This is a genomic window from Micrococcus sp. (assembly GCF_034179925.1).
GTDB lineage: Bacteria > Actinomycetota > Actinomycetes > Actinomycetales > Micrococcaceae > Micrococcus.
Genome location: NZ_JAXFPG010000016.1, coordinates 45,687 through 64,860, shown reverse-complemented (window position 1 = coordinate 64,860; position 19,174 = coordinate 45,687). Strand labels below are relative to the sequence as shown.

Sequence of the window (19,174 nt, the reverse complement as noted above, 5' to 3'; positions counted from 1 at the left end):
CGGGGGGGGGGGGGGGGCGGGGGGGGGGGGGGGGGGGGGTTGTTGGGGGGGGGCGGCGCCCACCCCGCGGTGGCCCCCCCCCCCCACGACGCATCCGCTCCCGGGAGCCGGGACCAGCCCGGTCAGTACTCGGGCAACAGGTTGTGTGTGCCGTCGAAGTAGCCCACCTTCTCGGAGAGATCATTGGTGTCGCCGGTGACCAGGTCCGTGACCGTGGCGGACATGAACAGGTTGTAGCGGTACTGGCTGAACGCCCCGGTCATCAGCTGGCCGAGGGCCGAGCCCACCTCATACCGCAGCGGAATCGTGAGGGACTCCCCCGGAGCGAGGGTGCCCGCATAGGTCCAGGTCCAGGTGCGGGTCGGGCGCCGATAGGGCGTGAAGGAGACCTGCGGATCCGTGGAGCTGACCAGCGTGTAGTTCAAGGAGGTGGACTGGGCGTCGTAGTCGTAGTTCCACATGACGGTGTCCAGGGTGCCCGTGGGGTTCACTGCGGCGCCGGGTCCGTTGTTGGTGACCACCATGGCGGCTGGGGCCGCAGCCATGAAGCGCACGGTGTTCGTGCCGTAGGTGTAGACGGGCTGGTCCTCCACGTACTGCCAGGTGGCGAAGTCCATTGTCGGATCCAGGATCTCGATGGACAGGTCGGCGAGGCCGGGCGTAGTGGAGGCGGCCAGCGCGGGCGCGGCGGCGGCCACGGACACGGCGGCCCCGCCCCAGGCGGCGGCACCGAGGACGGTGCGGCGGGCGGGACCGGCAGGGGTGATTTCAGGGGTCTGCATGGGTGTGCTCCTCGTCTGTCCCGTGCTCACAGGCGCCCAGCGGCGGCCAGCTTGTCCATGTTCCGCTCGGCGAGCGCGGTGATCGTCACGAAGGGGTTCACGCCGATCCGGCCTGGCACCAGCGAGCCGTCGACGACGAACATGTTGGGTGCCCCGACGACCTCGCCGTTCGCGTCGGTCGCCTTGCCGATGACCATGCCGCCCAGCGGGTGATAGGTGAAGTAGTCCGTGAACGACTTCTTCTCCTCGAACAGATCGGTCCGGTAGCTCGAGCCGGGCACCGCCGCGTTGATCCGGTCGAACACGGCTTTGACCGCCGCTACCGAGGGGGCCGAATCTGCGGAGGTCCACGTGTTCACGAGGCCACGGGTGGCATCCCAGCGCAGAGAGGCGAGCCGGGAGTTGCCGGTGATCGCCAGGTACACGCTGGTGTTGAGCTCCATGCTCGTGGGGAAGGGGGCGATCTCCGCGAACACCGAGGTGTCGGAGTCGTCCCAAGCGCGGATGCCGAGTGCAGGGATGCCGGACTGCAGGGGGTTTGTGCGGTCGCCATGGCGGCGAGCCAGCATGGTGTTGCCGTTCGGGCCCCAGCCTGCGCCGACCTCGGTGTTGGCGGCCAGGCCGGGGATGTCGCCCTGGGCCTTGGCCCGGGCCACAATCCGAGTGGTGCCCAGCGAACCCGCGGCGAGGACGACCTTGTCGTACTGTGCGGTGCGCTCGGAGACAACGGCGCCGGAGAAGTCGATGGTCTTGAGCGAGAGCGTGTACCCCGTGCCGGACTGCACGACGCGGGTGACCTCGGTGAAGGGGATGACGTTCACGAGGCCGGTGGCCCGGGCCGCAGCGAGGATCGTGCGCGGCAGGGAGCGCTTGCCGTGGTTGTTGCCGAAGATGACCTCCTGGTCCAGGGCGGAGCGCACGGTGCCCTTGTAGCGCACCTGCTCGCGGCGCATGTAGTCCCAGTCATAGACGTTCGGCACGGAGACGACGTCGTAGCCCGCCTTGGCGGCGTGCCGGGCGGAGGTGCGGGCAAACTGGTAGTACTCGCCAGTGCCCAGCACGTCCCGCGGAGGCAGGCTCACCTGGAGCTCCGCGTTGGCGCGCGGGAAGTAGGTGCCGTACATCTCGGCGGCGTCCACCTGGGGCAGGACCTTCTGGAAGTAGGAGCGTCCCGGCGTCACGGCCATGCCGCCGTTCACGAGGGAACCGCCGCCGACGCCGCGGCCCACATACACCTTCATCTGGTCGAAGTACTCGATGTCCAGCACACCGGCGGCCCGGCCGATGTTCCTGTTGATCAGGTCCATGCTGCCGAGATAGGCGAAGGGCATGTCCGTGCGGTCCTTGAACCACATGGAGCGTTCCGTCGGCTGGGACATCTTGTCGAAGACCTTGCCGTTGGACTTGGCCGGCATGGCGTCCCAGTCGGCCCCCATCTCGATCAGGTCGACGCGGACCCCGCGGGCGGTGAGGTGGCGGGCGGCGACGGCGCCGCCGTAGCCGGAGCCGATGATGGCGACGGTGGGCATGGGTGTGGACCTCCAAGCGGAGCGGGGATGGGGCGGAACGGCTCGCTCTACAGCACGCTCGGCAGGCCAAGCAGACGGCAGATGACCGGCAGATAGTTACCGCATCGTAGCAATTTCGTGACACTTCATGAAGACGAGGCTGGCGAGTCCTCTCGCAGCGGCCGTACATACACCGGGAAAGGCCCCTCATGAGAGCCCTCCGGGACGTGCTCGAGCACGTCGCGCAGCCGCCAGTCCCGCTCCGGCGCCCTCCTGAACCCGAGGGACTCGTAGAGGCTCCGGGCCGACGTCATGGTGTCCATGGTGCTGAGCACCACGCTGTGCACCCCCGCGGCCGCCCGGGCCCGCGCGAGCACCGCCTCCACCAGGGCCCGTCCCACTCCGCGGCCGTGCAGTCGCGGATGCACGGCCAGCATGCGGAACTCGTACTCGCCTTCCCGGGCTGTCTCGGCCAGTGGGGAGCCGGGCGGGGCCAGCACCACAGCCCCGGTGACAACGGGCGCCCCCGCCTTCCCCGGCAGCTCGGCCACAAGGATCTCGGCGACGGCGGCCCGGCCAGCCACGTCGGCCAGCTCGTGCCGGTAGTCGTCCCGGGGGTCAAGGTGGCCGCCATCGAGGTAGGCGGCGAGGATCAGCTCCGCGACCTGCGCGTGATCCTCCGGGCGCAGCTCCCGCACGCGGACCCCGCCCGTGCCACGCGCCCCGTCAGCACCAGGCTCCCCATCCGTGCCGCCCGTTCCGCCCACCCCGTGCACGCCGCTCATGCCAGGGCCGCCCGGACGCGGTCCAGCGCCGCCGGGCCCACGTCCCCGGCGACCATCCAGTCCGGGTGGTGCGTTCCGTCGCCCGACGCCGGACGGCTCACTGGCACCCCCGCCTCCTCGGCGATCAGTGCACCGGCGGCCCAGTCGTACTCCTGGGTTCCGTACTCGGCATAGGCGTCCAGGGCGCCATCGGCCACCATGCACAGGTCCAGGGCTGCCGACCCGATCCGGCGCACGTCCCCGAACGCCGGCAACAGCTCTTCCAGGGCGGCCAGCTGAAGGCGCCGGCGCTCGGCCTGATAGCCGAAGCCCGTGGCCAGCAGCCGGCCGGAGCGGCCCGGCACGGGCCCGGTCAGGCGCACCGGCGCAGACGGATCCTCCAGATGTACGCCGGCGGTGGTCGCCTCGAGTGTGGACCAGGCCCCGCCACCGGCGGCCGCGGACCAGGTGCGGCCGAGCGCGGGGGCCACGACCGCCCCGGCCAGCCACCGCACCTGGCCCTCCTCGGCAGCCTCGCCCCGGGCGCGCAGGGCGGCGGCGGTTCCGGCGTCGAGGGGTCCGGCAACGGCCACCGACGTGCAGAATTGCGGCACCCCGCGGATGAAGTTGGTGGTGCCGTCCAGCGGGTCGATGGACCACCGCAGCCCGGATGGCACGTCCGGCACGGTGCGCCCATACTCCTCGCCGGTGAGCTCATCGTTCGGGCGGTAGGCGGTGATCACACGGCGTACGGCGTCCTCGGCCCGTCGGTCGTAGTCCGTGACCCAGTCCGAGCCGGAGGACTTGGTGTCCGCGCCGATCTGCCCGGCGGTCAGGGGCACCGCGGGGTGGTGGCCCGTCCAGTGCTCGGCCAGCACGTCCGCCCCGGCCCGGGCAGCAGCCTTGGCCACGACGAGCAGCCCGGCCGGCGTCGTCCTGCCCCGCCCCGCGCTCATGCCCGGCCCCCTTCGGTCTCTGCGCCCGCGCCCGCCTCGGCGCCCTCGGCGCCCTCGGCAGCGAATGCGTCCGGGCCCTCGGCCAGGAGGCGCACGAACCCAGCCTCGTCCAGGACAGGCACGCCGAGCTGCTGGGCCTTGTCCAGCTTGGAGCCGGCGGACTCACCCGCCACGAGGAAGTGCGTCCTCTTGGAGACGGATCCGGACGCCTTGCCGCCGCGCACGAGGATCGCCTCCTTCGCGGAGTCCCGCGAGAAGCCCTCCAGGGAGCCGGTGACCACCACGGTCACGCCCTCCAGGGTGCGCGGGGTGGATGCGTCCTGCTCGTCTTCCATGCGCACCCCGGCCGCGGCCCAACGGTCCACGACCTCCCGGTGCCAGCCCTGGGCGAACCACTCGATGAGGGCGTCGGCGATGGTGGGCCCGACGCCGTCGATCTCCGCCAGCCGGTCCCTCTCCCCGGCTTCAGCGGCGGCGCGCAGCGCGTCCATGGAGCCGAAGGCGGTGGCCAGGGAGCGGGCCGCCGCCGGTCCCACATGGCGGATGGACAGGGCCACGAGAACTCGCCACAGCGGCTGGGACTTGGCCTTCTCCAGCTCGTCGAACAGGCGCAGGGTGTTCGCCGTGGGTGAGGAGGGCCGGGCCGCGGTGCCGGCGGTGAAGAAGTACGGCTTGAGCTCCCACACACCCGAGGGCACGGACACCCCGTCCCGGCGCACTCGGCGCTCGCGCCACACCCGGACCTCACCGAGGCGGCGCTGTGCGGCGGTCAGGCCGTCCTCCCCGCGCGGGCCGGTGATGGCCTCGTCCGTTCCGGAGGCGAGGTCGAACAGGGATGCCTCGTTGGCGATCGGCCCCGGCCCCTGCGGGCGCACCAGGCCCTCGTTCTCGGCCGGGTCCGGGCCCGGCCCGTTCACGAGCCAGCGCGCGGCCTCCTCTCCGAGGGCCTCGACGTCGAACGCCCCACGGCTGGCCACGTGCTCCACCCGGCCGGTCACCTGTGCCGGGCAGGAGCGGGCGTTCGGGCAGCGCAGATCCACGTCCCCCTCCTTGGCCGGGGCCAGGGCCGTGCCACAGGAGGGGCAGTCGGCGGGCATCACGAACTCCCGCAGCTGCTCCCCCGCCGCGAGCGCCTTCTCGCGCAGCGGCAGCACCGGGCCGACCACCTCGGGGATCACGTCCCCGGCCTTGCGCAGCACCACGGTGTCCCCGATCAACACGCCCTTGGCCTTGACGACGTCCTGATTGTGGAGGGTGGCCAGGGAGACGGTGGATCCGGCCACGGCCACCGGCTCCATGACGGCGAACGGGGTCACCCGGCCCGTGCGTCCCACGTTGACGGCGATGTCCAGCAGTCGGGTGTGGACCTCCTCGGGCGGGTACTTGTAGGCGGCGGCCCATCGGGGCACACGGGAGGTGTGGCCGAGGAAGCGCTGGTCGGCGAAGGCGTCGGCTTTCACCACCATGCCGTCGATCTCGTGGACGAGGTCGTGGCGGCGTCGCCCGTACTCCTCGATGACCTCCACGACGGCGGCCAGCGCGGCCTCGTCGCCGCCGTCCACGATCCGCGTGTACGGGCTCACGGGCAGACCCCAGGAGGCCAGGGCCTCGTAGGCCTCGTGCTGGCTGGCCAGGCCGAAGGCCTCCACGGAGCCGATGCCGTGCACGAACATGTTCAGGGGCCGCTGAGCGGTGACGGCCGGGTCCTTCTGGCGCAGGGCGCCGGCGGCGGCGTTGCGGGGGTTGGCGAAGGGGGCCTGCCCTTCCTCGGCGCGGCGCTCGTTGAGCTCGGCGAAGGCGGCCGAGGGCATGAACACCTCGCCGCGGACCTCGAACTCCTCAGGCCAGCCCTCCCCGGCAAGACGCTGGGGGACGTCGGCGATGGTCATCACGTTGCGGGTGACGTCCTCACCGGTGACGCCGTCGCCGCGGGTGGCGGCCTGCACGAGCCGGCCCGCCCGGTAGCGCAGGGCGACGGCGAGCCCGTCGATCTTGACCTCCACGAGCCAGCGGGGGGCGGCGCCCGGGTGGACCTCGGCGAGGGCGCCGGCGGTGCGACCGAACCAGGTCTCGAACTCCTCGACGGAGAAGAGGTCCTCGAGGGAGTACATGCGGGAGCCGTGGTGCACGGGGGCGAAGGCCTCAGAGGCCTCGCCGCCGACCTCCTGGGTGGGAGAGTCGTTCGCAATGATCTCCGGGTGCATCGCCTCGAGGTCCTCGAGGTCCCGGTAGAGGCGGTCGTACTCGGCGTCGGAGATCTCCGGGGCGTCGTGCTGGTAGTAGGCCGTGCGGGCCGCGCGCACCTGCTCCACGAGGGACTCGTACCGGGCGCGCACGTCCTGCGCGGGGATGTCCTCGGGGCGGGGCTCGGCGGGGTCCAGGGCGGGGTCGTTGCTCACGCGGCCAGCCTAGTGGCCGGACGGACACCCCAGCAGGTCAGGGGATGCGGACCAGCACGGCGGTGATGTTGTCCCGCCCGCCGCGCCACAGGGCCGCCTCCACGAGGCGTTCGGCCGCGGAGGGGAGGTCCTGGGCGTCGTCGATCACGGCGCGGATCTCCTCGTCCGTGAGCTCCCCGGTGAGGCCGTCGCTGCAGAGCAGGATCGTGTCCCCGGCGGTCACGTCGATCTCGGCCACATCCACCACGAGCGGCTCCGCCGAGCCCAGGGCGCGGGTGATCACGTTCCGGCGCGGGTGCACGCGGGCCTCGGCGGGGGTGAGCTCTCCGGCATCCACGAGCATCTGCACGGCGGAGTGGTCCACTGTGAGCTGCTGCAGCACGGGGGTGCCCACCGGGCGCAGGTACACGCGGGAGTCCCCCACGTTGGCCACGGCCCAGCGCCCGGCCCCGGTGTCGAGGCAGGCGAGCACGGTGAGGGTGGTCCCGGCACGCCCTCCCCCGGCCTCGACGACGGCGCGGTCGGCCTCGTGCACGAGCAGGCCCAGGTCCTCGGGCGTGTGGGGCGTGCCGGCGGCGAGGGCCTCGGGGGCGCGGCGGCGCAGCGTCTCGACGGCGGCGGCGGAGGCCACCTCGCCGGCCTCGTGGCCGCCCATGCCGTCGGCCACGGCGGCCAGGATCAGGGGCTCGCCCACGGTGGTCCAGGAGTCCTCGTTGAGCTGGCGTACGGCCCCGACGTGGGTGACGGCGGCGGTCTCGGGATGAGCGGGCATGGGTCCTCGGGTTCCGGTCGGCGACGGCGTCCGCGGACGCCGGTCAGTCGGAGAGCGGGGTCTGGGTGGACCCGCTCATCAGCAGTGAGGGGTGGACCTCGCCGAATCCCCGGACCATCCGCGGCGGCTGCGGGACGAACACGAACCGTTCGTCCTGCGCGAGCGCGGCGGCGGTCATGGCGTCCACCAGCACGGTACCCGGATCGGCGAGGGACGTCAGACGGGAGGCCAGGTTCACGGTGGGCCCGTAGATGTCCCCGAGGCGCGAGAGCACCCGCCCCCAGGTGAGGGCCACCCGAGCGGAGGGCAGCTGCGGATCCGACGAGATCGCCTCAGCCAGTTCCAGCGCGATCAGGGCGCCGGCCTCGGGGGTCTCGGCGTTGAAGAGGACCTCGTCGCCGATGGTCTTGACCAGCCAGCCGCCGCCGGAGGAGATGATCTCCGCGCAGCGGGACTCGAAGCGCTGCACCGTGCGGGCCAGGGCGCGCTCGTCCATGTGCCGGGAGCGGGTGGTGTAGGAGACCATGTCGGCGAAGCCCACGGCGCGGGCCAGCGGCAGCGGGGCGTCGTCCTCGGATCCGTCGCGGCCGCGCTCGCTGGCGGCCAGGCCGGCCTCCACGCGCACAGTCAGCCGTTGCACGGCGGCGCTGAGCTGCCTGCGGTAGACGATCCGGGTCGTCTCCTCCACGGGGGCGATGATCCGCGGCAGGATCCCGACGGCGGCGCGTCGGGCGGCGGGGTCGCCCATACCCTCGGTGGAGATCTTGTCCTCCACGAGGGCCTCGATCTGCCAGACCACCATGCGGTCGGTGAGCTGGCCGATGGAGCGGGCCAGGGACAGGGCGGTCTCCTCGTTGAGCACACCGTCCTGCACGAGCCCGACCATCGCTCCGAGCGCCTCGGCGTCCTCCTCCGAGAACGCGGGTGCGCCCTCCTGCGGGGCCGTGTAGCCGAGGGCGCGGCCGATCCGGCGCACGGTCTGCACGGGCATGCCGAACCGGGCGGAGAGGTCCGCGAGGGAGTGCACGCGCCGGCCCGCCACAAGGCCGGCGTCGAGGGCGCGCACCGCTGTGGCCCATCCGTGCTCGTCGGTGTCGTGGTCGGTGCTCATCGTGCTCCTGCTGATCCTGCGGGGTGGGGGGCCGACCATGCGGCGGCGTGGGCCTGGCGGGTGACCTCGGCGAGCGCATCCTCGAAGCGCGCAGGCTCGGGCAGGCCCGTCAGGTGCCAGATCTCCTGCCGGGACGGGTCCTGGGGGTCGGCGTGGCCGAAGACGACCACCAGCTCACCGGCGGAGCTGCGGCCGCGTCGCCGGACGTCTGCGATGTGCACGAGCGGACGGGCACGGTCCCGGCCGCCGCCCCAGCCCGGGCGCACCACCAGGCAGCGGTCGGTGACGACGACGGCACCGGTGGCCCACCGGAGCACAGGCCGCAGCGTGCCGGCGGCAACGGCGAGCGCGGCGGCGATCCACACGGCCGCCTCGAGGCCGGGGCGCACGCCCGCCAGCACGGAAGGCAGTCCGGGGCGGGCCAGGGCTCCGAGGGCGAGCCCGACGGCGAATGCGACGAGCACGAGCACAGCGGCCGGTCCCAGCAGGGACCGGGTGCGGGTGCGGGCGAGGACCATGACTCGCTCACCGGGCTCCAGCCGCACGGCATTCCCTTCTCTGCTCCTGGGTTCCCCAGTCCTGGCCTCATCCTGCGTCCGCGGAGGGCTCAGCGGCCCCGACGCACATCCCCACGGAGGTGGACGACGTCCCCGGCGCTGATCTCCCGCTCCATTCTGTCATGTCTGTCACGTCCTTCGTCGAGCGGCCGGACCCGCAGGGTGCCGCCGGGGCCCAGCCCGAGGGCCTCGGCCTCGAGGACCTCCCCACCGGGAAGCTCCGCACGCACGGTGCGCCCCACCGTGGACAGGCGGGCACGCACCGCCGCGACCGCCGGGTGCCCGCCGTCCACCGGCTCGTCGACCCCGCTGAGCTCCGCGGCGAGCCGGTCGGACGCTGCCACGACAGCCTCCCGGACTCGGACGGCCAGCTCACGCGGGGCGGGCACGCGGCCGGCGTCGACCCAGTCCGCCAGGGCGGTGGCGGTCTCCACGGGGGCTCCGCCGGAGTGGTCGAGGTTCACGCCGATGCCCACCACCACGCCGCCGTCCGGGGTGAGGGTGGCGAGGATCCCGCACATCTTGCGCCCGTCCGCGGCGAGCACGTCGTTGGGCCACTTCACGTGCACGTCCGCGCCGAGCTCCTCGAGGATCCCGGCGACGGCGGCCGCGGCCACGAGCGAGAGCCAGCTCAGGTGCACGGCGGGCAACCGGCCGGCGGGGCCGGTGGGGCGCAGCAGCACGGACAGGGCGAGCGCGGAGCCGGGCGGGGCCGTCCACACGCGACCGCGGCGGCCATGCCCGGCGCCCTGGTCCGCGGTGGCCACGGCGGTGCCGTGCGGCAGGTCGGGGCGGTCGGTGAGGCGGCGCAGCAGCTCGTCCTGCGTGGAGCCGATGGAGTCGAGCCAGTCGAAGGTGTCCATGCCCCACATATATCGGACCCGGACCTCGTGCGGCGCCGACCGGCCCACGGCACAGCCCCCCGCGTAGACTTGGCGCCGCATCGACCACCCACGAGGAGAGCCGCGTGACCGATCCCGCCCAGAGCACCACCGCCGGCCGCCTGGCCGACCTGCACCGCCGCCTCGAGGCGACGGCCGCTCCGGGTGGTGAGGCCGCCGTCGAGCGTCAGCACGCCCGCGGCAAGCACACGGCCCGCGAGCGCATCGACCTCCTCCTGGACGAGGGCTCGTTCGTGGAGCTGGACGCGTTGGCCTCCCACCGCACCACCGCGTTCGGCATGGATGCCAAGCACCCGGCCGGCGACGGCGTCGTCTCCGGGTTCGGCACCGTGGACGGACGCCAGGTGGCCGTGTACGCGCAGGACTTCACGGTGTTCGGCGGCTCCCTCTCGGAGCGCAACGGGCAGAAGATCGTGAAGGTCCAGGAGTGGGCCGCCCGCAACGGCTGCCCCGTGGTGGGCATCCTCGACGGCGGCGGCGCCCGCATCCAGGAGGGCGTGGCCTCCCTCGCACAGTTCGCGGACATCTTCCGGAACAACGTGCTGGCCTCCGGGATGATCCCGCAGATCTCCCTGATCATGGGCCCGTCCGCGGGCGGGGCGGCGTACTCGCCGGCGCTGACGGACGTCGTCGTGATGGTGGACCGGACCTCGCACATGTTCATCACCGGCCCGGACGTGATCAAGACCGTCACCGGTGAGGACGTGGACATGGAGACCCTCGGCGGAGCCCGCGCCCACAACACGACCTCCGGCACCGCGCACTACATGGCGACCTCCGAGGAGGACGCGATCGCCTATGTGCAGGAGCTGCTGGAGTTCCTGCCCTCCAACAACCTCGCCGAGCCGCCGCAGTTCGAGCCGGTGGACGTGGACCGGACCACCGAGGAGGACCTCGCCCTCGACACACTCATCCCGGACTCCGCCAACCAGCCCTACGACATGCTCGAGGCGATCGGGGCGATCGTGGACGACGGCCACCTGCTGCAGCTGCAGGAGCTGTACGCGCCGAACGTGATCACAGGCCTGGCCCGGCTCGACGGCATGAGCGTGGGCGTGGTGGCCAACCAGCCGCTGCAGTTCGCCGGCACCCTGGACATCGCCGCCGCCGAGAAGGCCGCGCGGTTCGTGCGCCTGTGCGACTCGTTCAACCTGCCGATCCTCACCTTCGTGGACGTCCCCGGCTTCCTGCCCGGCACGGACCAGGAGTTCCAGGGCATCATCCGTCGCGGCGCCAAGCTGATCTACGCCTACGCGGAGGCCACCGTGCCCAAGCTCACCGTGATCACCCGCAAGGCGTTCGGCGGCGCGTACATCGTGATGGGCTCCAAGAAGCTCGGCGCCGACCTCAACCTGGCCTGGCCCACCGCCCAGATCGGCGTGATGGGTGCCCAGGGTGCCGTCAACATCCTCTACCGGCGCGAGCTGGCCGAGGCTGAGGCCGCAGGCGAGGACGTGGAGGCCCGGCGCGCCGAGATCGTGGCGGAGTACGAGTCCGAGCTGCTGAACCCGTACCAGGCCGCGGACCTCGGCTATGTGGACGCCGTGGTGGCTCCGCACCAGACCCGCGCCCAGCTCGTGCGTGCCCTGCGGGCCACATTCCACAAGCGGGAGGCGCGGCCCGCCAAGAAACATGGGAACATGCCGCTGTGAGCACCGAACGGCAGGACACACAGGAGCCTCAGGAGCCTCAGAAGACCGGCGAGGCCGGCCCGGACCAGCCCGTGCGGGTGGAGGGCTCGTCCCTCGGACCTGAGGAGATGGCTGCGCTCACGGCCGTGCTGGCCCAGCTCAGCGCGGAGGAGGCCGCCGTGGGCACGCAGTCCCGGCGCACCCGCTCTGGCCGCCCGGACCGCACCCTGCTGCGCCGCGGCGACCTCGGCCTGTGGGCACGGCCCGGCAGAGGCGAGTGGCGGCGGGCAGGAGGGTGGCGATGAGTACGGCTCATGGTGACGCGGTCGTCCGCCGCAAATCCCTGCCCTGGGTCGAGGAAGGCTCAGGGGCCGTCTTCGTCTCAGTGGGAGCCGAAGCTCCGCTCCGCTTGGAAGGGCCCGCCACATTCCTCTGGCACGCACTCGAGGAGCCCTGTGCGGAATGCACCCTGACCGACATGGTCGTCCGTGAGACCGGTGCGCCAGTCAGTGAAGCACTGCGACTGCTCCGCACGCAGCTCGCCGTACTCAAGGAGCTTTCCCTTGTGTGCGACGCTCCGCAGCGTCCCGGTCCCAACGGAGGGCCCGCCACGACTCCTGTCAACCGTATGATGGACGACTGAGACGTCAGATGACGGGACAACCGTAACCGTGCACGACGTGCTTCCTGTGAACCTACCCACCCCGAAGGGTCTCCACTTTGACGACTGACGCTGTTCCTCCGACGACGGCACCGCCGCTGATCTCCTTCCGAGACCTCCTGGCGACGATCCGGCGACACTGGCGCGTCGTGGTCACGGCCCCCCTGATCGGCCTCCTCATCGCGACGCTGTGGACTATGGCGCAGCCGGCCCGCTACACCTCCACTGCTTCCGCTCTGGTGTCGATCGGCAGTGGCGACAACATTGGCGTAGCGCTCACGGCCGACAACCTGGCCAAGTCCAAGGCCCGACAGTACGCCGAGCTGGGTCGTTCCCGCAGCGTGGCCGAGAATGCCCTCAGCCGTGTCAATGCGGACATCAGCACGTCCGAGGCGCTCGAGGATATCGAGGTCTCCAACACAGAGCAGAGCGCCCAGCTGACGATCCGGGCCACCGCCTCCTCTCCTGAACTGGCTCAGCAATTGGCTTCCGCTTGGGTAGCGGCACTGGGAGAACAGGTGGCCTCCCTCGAATCTGGCAACCTGACCAGTCCCGCACCGGGGGCCCCGACCTCCTCCAGCCCGATCCGCGTGGCTCCCCTGTCCGACGCAACGCTCCCGGGCACTCCCTCGAGCCCGAACGCCCCCTTGGCGCTAGCGCTGGGTTTCCTCGCCGGACTCGCCATCGGGCTCCTTTACGCGCTGGTCCGCAAGGTCCTCGACAACCGGGTTCGGTCTGCACGAGCCCTGGAGGAGCGGTTCGGACTGACCATCCTTGGGACCATCCCCGAGGTCAGCGGCTCCCGCCGCGGCGGGTCTCAGGCTCAGCGGACACATACGAATCGCGTCATGATGAACCATGACGAGTCCTCTCTGACTGCCAGCGAGAAGCGAGCACGGTTCCGGACCGTGGAGTCCTTCAAGGAGCTCCGCACCAACATCCAGTTCCTCCGGCCCGATCATGCTCCCCGAGCCGTTACCATCACGTCATCCCATCCAGCTGAGGGCAAGTCCTCGGTGGCTTCGAACCTAGCCCTGGCCCTGGCCCAGTCCGGCACTCCTGTGGTGCTGGTCGACGGAGACCTCCGCCGCCCGGTGCTGGCCAAGTCCTTCGGCCTGGTGGAGGGTGTGGGTGTCACCGATGTCGTCCTGGGTCAGGCATCCGTGGACGATGTGCTCCAGTATCTCCCCGACGTCCCTGGGTTCGCACTCCTGGGGGCCGGCCGGGTACCGCCCAATCCGTCCGAGATTGTCGCCTCCGACCGGTTCAACAACCTCATCCGAGAGCTCTCCGGGGAGGCCTTCGTAGTCATCGACGCGCCGCCTTTGCTGCCCGTGACCGACGCTGCCATCATGGCGCGACGCTTCGACGGATGCATACTCGTCGTAAGTGCCGGGCGCTCCACCTTCGACGAGCTCGAAAAGGTCGTCTCCAGCGTCCACAAGATCCAGGGCGAGATCCTCGGTGCTGTGCTCAATCGTGTGCCCACCTCCGGCTCGGAGGCGAGCAGCTACCAGTACTACGGTGACTCCTACTACTCGTCCACGACGGGCGACCAGTCGCCTACAAGAGGGCGGCGGAAGCTGTTCGATCGGAAGGATCCCCGATCCTGAGCACCAGCACTGAAGGAACGGGGGCGTCGGGTCACCTGCGCCCCCCGAGCGTTGACCTCCCTCTCCATGTAGCTGTGGACCTCGGCTATGGGATGGTTGCGAGGGCTCTAGAGGACGTGGACGGCCGAGGCCTTTTCTTCAAGGGGCCCACCGCTCAGACGGCAGGCCTGAGGCCCCGCAAGGTATCCTCCGACGTGGATGTCCTCGTGGCGCGTGAGTGTCGAAACGACCTCATCGCACTGCTGCGAGCCTCCGGCTGGGGGCCCCGTCCCAGCGGCGGTGCCCACGGTGTCGCCCCGACCCATGCCATCACACTGATCCACCCCCAGTGGCCCATTGACATCGACGTCCACGAGCGGGTGCCGGGATGCGATCAATCGCCCGATGCGGTGTTCGACTGCCTGTGGAGCTCCCGGACGAGCATGGAGCTGGCTCATACCCCCCTTCCCGTTCCCTCCCGTATCGACCATGCCCTCCTGCTGGCGCTCAACGCATTGAGGTCCCCGTGGGATCCCACCAGCACCGCCCTCTTGGAGTCCCTGCCCGCTGCGCTGTCCGTCGACGATGCGTCTGCCCTGCTGCAACGGGCCCATGCCCTCGGGGCTGCTGCTAGCGCGGCCCCCTTCCTCCGCCCTCTGGTGGGCAGCGACGCCGGCCCGTTCCAGACTCCCAGTCGAGAGTGGGTGCTCTACCAGCACATGGAGCACCCCGCCGTCACCTGGCTGGCAGCCCTGGAGGAGACCCCCTGGAGGAAACGCCCAGCCCTGCTGCTTGCCGCGATCCTCCCGTCACGAGCGCTCATGGCCAAGCGGAACATCCAGATGTCTCAGGCCGACGGCATCACCCTGACCCGAGAACGCCTCCGTCGCCTGGCATCGTTCACACGGCGCGCTTACCCGGCGTTTCGGGCCTACATGGACTTCAAGCGCTCTTTGCGCGCGCGGTCGCGAAACCCACAGAAGCACTGAACGAGGCCCCTTAGGGTAGGGCACCATGACCGGCACCACACCTGCACCCACCGGATCCCGCACCCCCACCGCCATCGACGCGCTCGCCGAGCGGCACGTCGCCGAGTACCTCCGTCTACGTCCGGACGAGGCCACCGCGATGGGCTTCCCCGGCGGGGAGACGGAGTACGGCGACCTCTCCCCCGCCGGACGGCGGGCCCTGGACGAGCTCAACGCGCGCACCCTCGCCGAACTGGACGGGCTCGAGCCGGCCGACGGCGTCGACCGCGTCACCAAGGCCACCCTGCAGGAGCGCCTCGGCCTGGCCCGCGAGCTCCACGCGGCCGGGCGCACCGAGCTGAACAACATCGCTTCCCCCGCCCAGAGCATCCGTGCCGTGTTCGACCTCATGCCCACGGACACCGCCGAGCAGTGGGGGCACATCGCCGGCCGCCTGGAGAACCTCCCGGCCGCCCTGCGCGGCTACACCACCTCCCTGCTGGCCTCCCGCGACGCCGGGCATGTGGCCGCGGTGCGTCAGGTGGACATCGTGGTCGAGCAGGCTCGCGCCCATGGTGCCGAGAGCGGGTTCTTCCCCAGCCTGGCAGCGCGGGCCGAGGCTGCCGACGTCGTCGACGGGGCCCTGGTGGAGCGCATTCGGGCCGGAGCGGAGGCCGGTGCCCGGGCCTATGCGGACTTCGCGGACACGCTGGAGGCGGAGCTGCGCCCGCACGCCCCGCAGGCGGATGCCGTCGGGATCGAGCACTATCGCCTCGCCTCGCGCGTGTTCCTCGGCGCTGAGATCGACCTTGAGGAGACGTACCGCTGGGGCCAGGAGGAGCTCGAGCGCATCATCGCCGCCCAGCAGGCGGATGCCGAGCGCATCCGCCCCGGCGCGAGCATCGAGCAGGCCCGCGCGATCTTGGACGCGGACCCGACGCGTCGGCTGGAGGGCGCCGAGGCCCTGCGTGAGTGGATGCAGCGGCTCTCAGACGAGGCCATCGAGGCCATGAAGGAGCACTTCGAGATCCCGGCCCCCATGGACCGGGTGGAGTGCATGATCGCCCCCACGCAGGAGGGCGGCATCTACTACACCGGCCCGTCCGAGGACTTCTCCCGTCCGGGCCGCATGTGGTGGTCCGTGCCCGCCGGCGAGGACGAGTTCACCACGTGGGCGGAGACCACCACCGTCTACCACGAGGGCGTGCCCGGCCATCACCTGCAGATCGCCACGGCCATGTTGGAGCGGGAGAACCTGAACCTGTGGCGGCGCAGCTTCTGCTGGACCTCCGGCCATGGGGAGGGCTGGGCGCTCTACGCGGAGAAGCTCATGGAGGAGCTCGGCTTCCTGGAGGACCCGGGCGACCACCTGGGCATGCTGGACATGCAGCGGATGCGGGCGGCCCGCGTGGTGTTCGACATCGGCTACCACTGCGGCTTCGAGATGCCGGCCTCCGAGGGCGGCGGCCCCTGGACCCCGGAGAGGGGGTACGCGTTCTTGGCCAAGCACCTGAACATCTCCGAGGGCCAGCGCCGGTTCGAGTTCACCCGGTACCTCGGCTGGCCCGGCCAGGCCCCCGCCTACAAGGTGGGTCAGCGGATCTGGGAGCAGATCCGCGCCGAGCACGAGCGGCGCGAGGGCGCCGACTTCGACCTCAAGGCCTTCCACACCCGGGCCCTGCGTCTGGGCGGCATGGGCCTGGACACCCTGCGCGAGGCCCTCGCATGAGCACGCCCGCGCACGACGACGGCGCCGGCACCCCCGGCGCGGGCCTCACCCTGGTGCTGGGCTCGGCCTCGGCCGGCCGCGCGGATGTGCTGCGTCGGGCACTGCTGCCGTTCCGCGTGGTGGTCTCCGAGGTGGACGAGCAGGCCCTGGGCCGGGCGCACCCCGGGGCCTGCCCGGCCCGGCTGGCCGAGCTGCTCGCCGAGGCCAAGGGCCGGGATGTGGCGGCCCGGGTGGCCGCGCAGGGGGTGGGGGTCCCCACCCTCGTGGTCGGCTGCGACTCCGTGTTCGAGCTGGACGGCACCGCCTACGGCAAGCCCCACGAGCCCGAGGTGGCGGTGGAGCGCTGGCGCCGGCAGTCGGGGCGCACCGGGCTGCTGCACACCGGCCAGTGGGCGGGGCTGGTCCTACCCGGTGAGGACGGGGCCGCCGTCGAGAGCCTGGAGCTGGTGAGCGCGGCGGTGCGGTTCGCCGAGGTGGACGAGGCGACCGTGCGCGCCTACGTGGCCACGGGGGAGCCGCTGGGCTGTGCTGGGGCGTTCACGGTGGACGGCGCCGGCGCGGCCCTCGTGGAGGGTGTGGACGGGGACCCGAACGCGGTGATCGGCCTGTCCGTGTCCCGGCTGCGGGCCCAGGGCGAGGCCCTCGGCGTGCGCCTGGTCGACTTGTGGGGTTCCTCCAACCCGACGGGGTGAGTCCACGGCACGCGGGCGCGTGCTGGGGCGATCCGGCGCCACGGCAGTATGGTGCAGGAGAACATCCGCGCCCTCGCGCGCGCCGACGACCTATCCGGGGTCGCGCTCCCGCGCGCCCCTCCGAGGAGCCCACCCCATGAGCACCGCCAGCGCGACCCAGCCCGGCAGCCCCGCCCCCGCGGACGGCTGGGCTTCCACGGACGTCCCCGCCGGGCGCCGCTTCTCGCGGGTGCTGATCGCCAACCGCGGCGAGATCGCCGTGCGCGTCATCCGCGCCTGCCAGGACGAGGGTCTCACCTCCGTGGCCGTCTACGCCGAGCCGGACCGCGAGGCCCTGCACGTGCGCCTCGCGGACGAGGCCGTGGCCCTCGGCGGGGAGACCGCCGCGGAGTCCTACCTGCTGATCGAGAAGATCCTCGACGCCGCCCAGCGCGCCGGCGCCGACGCCGTGCACCCCGGCTACGGCTTCCTCTCCGAGAACGCGGACTTCGCCCGCGCCGTGGAGGCCGCCGGCCTGGTGTGGATCGGCCCGCCCGCCGAGGCCATCGAGGCCCTCGGGGACAAGGTCTCCGCGCGGCGGATCGCGACCGCCGTCGGGGCGCCGCTCGCCCCGGGCACCACCTCCCCCGTCAAGGGCACCGAGGAGGTCCTGGCGTTCGCGGACGAGCACGGGCTGCCCGTGGCCATCAAGGCCGCCTACGGCGGGGGCGGCCGCGGCATCAAGGTGGCCCGCACCCGGGAGGAGATCCCGGAACTCTACGAGTCCGCCGTCCGCGAGGCGATCGCCGCCTTCGGCCGCGGCGAGTGCTTCGTGGAACGGTTCCTGGACCGCCCCCGCCACGTGGAGACCCAGTGCCTGGCGGACGCGCACGGGGGCGTCGTCGTCGTGTCCACGCGCGACTGCTCCCTGCAGCGCCGCAACCAGAAGCTCGTGGAGGAGGCCCCGGCGCCGTTCCTCACGGACGAGCAGAACGCCCGCCTGGCGGAGTCCTCCAAGGCGCTGCTGCGCGAGGCCGGCTACGTGGGCGCGGGCACGTGCGAGTTCCTCGTGGGCCAGGACGGCACCCTCTCCTTCCTCGAGGTGAACACCCGCCTGCAGGTGGAGCACCCCGTCACCGAGGAGGTCACGGGCATCGACCTGGTGCGCGAGCAGTTCCGGATCGCCCGCGGGGAACGTCTCGGCTACGGGGACCCCGTGGTGCGCGGGCACTCTTTCGAGTTCCGCCTCAACGGGGAGGACCCGGGCCGGAACTTCCTGCCCGCGCCCGGCACGCTGACCACCTTCCGTCTGCCTTCCGGCCCCGGTGTCCGCGTGGACACGGGCGTGGTGGAGGGGGAGACCGTCTCCGGCGCGTTCGACTCGATGATCGCCAAGCTGATCGTCACCGGGGCCACCCGGGCGCAGGCCCTGCAGCGGGCTGCCCGTGCCCTGGGCGAGGCCGAGATCGCCGGGATGGCCACGGTGCTGCCGTTCCACCAGGCCGTGGTGCGGGATCCGGCGTTCGCCCCGGAGATCGCCGGCTCGGACGCCCCGTTCTCCGTGCACACCCGTTGGATCGAGACCGAGTTCCAGAACACGATCGAGCCGGCCGCCCCGGTGGCCGCCACGGCCGACGTGCGCGAGCAGCGCCACACGGTGACCGTCGAGGTCAACGGCAAACGGGTGGACGTCACCCTGCCGACGTGGGGCTCGGCGATGCACCAGATCCAAGACGCCGCCGCGCGTGCCGGTGCGGGCCGGCGTCGTCCCCGGGGCGGTCGACGTGCGGGGGCTGCCCCTGCGGCACCGAGCACGGATGCGCTCACGGCACCCATGCAGGGCACCGTGGTGAAGGTGGTCTGCGAGAACGGGCAGTCCGTGGCCGAGGGCGACCTCGTGCTCGTGCTCGAGGCGATGAAGATGGAGCAGCCGCTCACGGCGCACCGCGCCGGTGTGGTCTCCGGGCTGGAGGTCTCCCCCGGCGAGACCGTGACCGCCGGCACCGTGCTGGCGACCATCTCCGACCCCTCCTGACCCAGCACTTCCGTTCGAGAAACAGGAGGTTCCGCGGGCACTTCCGTTCGAGAAACAGGAGGTTCCGCGGGCACTTCCGTTGAGGTGGCGGGACCCGCCCCGACCCTGCCCCGCGCCTCGGTACCCCGACGCACGA

Annotated in this window: 16 protein-coding genes; 7 read left to right on the top strand and 9 right to left on the bottom strand. The window is 72.0% G+C overall.

Translation table 11 applies throughout. From position 1 onward, the window contains the following. Positions 1–122 precede the first annotated feature (122 nt). From SPI96_RS03040 to SPI96_RS03000, 9 genes are all read right to left on the bottom strand, one after another. Entirely contained in the window at positions 123–782 is a 660-nt protein-coding gene (locus SPI96_RS03040) for a hypothetical protein (protein WP_321080891.1), read from the bottom strand. 26 nt (positions 783–808) lie between these two features. After that, positions 809–2,311, bottom strand: a complete 1,503-nt coding sequence (locus SPI96_RS03035) for a GMC oxidoreductase (protein WP_321080890.1) — start codon at positions 2,309–2,311, stop codon at positions 809–811. 125 nt (positions 2,312–2,436) lie between these two features. Continuing rightward, the gene (locus SPI96_RS03030) at positions 2,437–3,075 is read right to left on the bottom strand and encodes an N-acetyltransferase (RefSeq protein ID WP_321080889.1); all 639 of its coding nucleotides are present in this window, start codon (positions 3,073–3,075) and stop codon (positions 2,437–2,439) included. Next, positions 3,072–4,010 (bottom strand): inositol monophosphatase family protein, encoded by a 939-nt coding sequence (locus SPI96_RS03025; RefSeq protein WP_321080888.1) that lies wholly within the window; start codon positions 4,008–4,010, stop codon positions 3,072–3,074. The genes SPI96_RS03030 and SPI96_RS03025 overlap by 4 nt, the downstream gene beginning before the upstream one ends. Next, on the bottom strand, positions 4,007–6,409 hold the full coding sequence (gene ligA, locus SPI96_RS03020) for an NAD-dependent DNA ligase LigA (protein ID WP_321080887.1): 2,403 nt from the start codon (positions 6,407–6,409) through the stop codon (positions 4,007–4,009). The genes SPI96_RS03025 and ligA overlap by 4 nt, the downstream gene beginning before the upstream one ends. Positions 6,410–6,446: 37 nt before the next feature. Next, complete coding sequence (locus SPI96_RS03015; RefSeq protein WP_321080886.1) at positions 6,447–7,181, bottom strand: PP2C family protein-serine/threonine phosphatase; 735 nt, start codon at positions 7,179–7,181, stop codon at positions 6,447–6,449. A gap of 43 nt (positions 7,182–7,224) precedes the next feature. Further along, positions 7,225–8,292: an adenylate/guanylate cyclase domain-containing protein gene (locus SPI96_RS03010; protein ID WP_321080885.1), complete on the bottom strand. Its 1,068-nt coding sequence runs from the start codon at positions 8,290–8,292 to the stop codon at positions 7,225–7,227. Continuing rightward, on the bottom strand, positions 8,289–8,837 hold the full coding sequence (locus SPI96_RS03005) for a PH domain-containing protein (RefSeq protein ID WP_321080884.1): 549 nt from the start codon (positions 8,835–8,837) through the stop codon (positions 8,289–8,291). The genes SPI96_RS03010 and SPI96_RS03005 overlap by 4 nt, the downstream gene beginning before the upstream one ends. 62 nt (positions 8,838–8,899) lie before the next feature. Further along, on the bottom strand, positions 8,900–9,712 hold the full coding sequence (locus SPI96_RS03000; RefSeq protein WP_321080883.1) for a biotin--[acetyl-CoA-carboxylase] ligase: 813 nt from the start codon (positions 9,710–9,712) through the stop codon (positions 8,900–8,902). 104 nt (positions 9,713–9,816) lie between these two features. On the opposite strand from SPI96_RS03000, the gene SPI96_RS02995 reads away from it, so the two are divergent. From SPI96_RS02995 to SPI96_RS02965, 7 genes are all read left to right on the top strand, one after another. Next, a complete protein-coding gene (locus SPI96_RS02995; RefSeq protein ID WP_321080882.1) occupies positions 9,817–11,403 on the top strand; it encodes an acyl-CoA carboxylase subunit beta in 1,587 nt (528 codons plus the stop codon). Continuing rightward, on the top strand, positions 11,400–11,687 hold the full coding sequence (locus SPI96_RS02990) for an acyl-CoA carboxylase subunit epsilon (RefSeq protein WP_321080881.1): 288 nt from the start codon (positions 11,400–11,402) through the stop codon (positions 11,685–11,687). The genes SPI96_RS02995 and SPI96_RS02990 overlap by 4 nt, the downstream gene beginning before the upstream one ends. A 415-nt stretch (positions 11,688–12,102) precedes the next feature. After that, positions 12,103–13,656 carry a polysaccharide biosynthesis tyrosine autokinase gene (locus SPI96_RS02985; protein WP_321080880.1) on the top strand — a complete coding sequence of 518 codons (1,554 nt, stop codon included), beginning with the start codon at positions 12,103–12,105 and terminating at the stop codon, positions 13,654–13,656. A 74-nt stretch (positions 13,657–13,730) separates the two neighbouring features. Beyond that, a complete protein-coding gene (locus SPI96_RS02980) occupies positions 13,731–14,624 on the top strand; it encodes a nucleotidyltransferase family protein (protein WP_321080879.1) in 894 nt (297 codons plus the stop codon). 25 nt (positions 14,625–14,649) lie between these two features. Then, positions 14,650–16,332, top strand: a complete 1,683-nt coding sequence (locus tag SPI96_RS02975) for a DUF885 domain-containing protein (protein ID WP_321080878.1) — start codon at positions 14,650–14,652, stop codon at positions 16,330–16,332. Further along, positions 16,329–17,024, top strand: coding sequence for a nucleoside triphosphate pyrophosphatase (locus SPI96_RS02970; protein WP_321080877.1), 696 nt, complete (start codon positions 16,329–16,331; stop codon positions 17,022–17,024). Before SPI96_RS02975 ends, SPI96_RS02970 begins: the two co-directional genes overlap by 4 nt. A 136-nt stretch (positions 17,025–17,160) precedes the next feature. Next, entirely contained in the window at positions 17,161–19,038 is a 1,878-nt protein-coding gene (locus SPI96_RS02965; RefSeq protein ID WP_321080876.1) for an acetyl/propionyl/methylcrotonyl-CoA carboxylase subunit alpha, read from the top strand. Positions 19,039–19,174 lie beyond the last annotated feature (136 nt).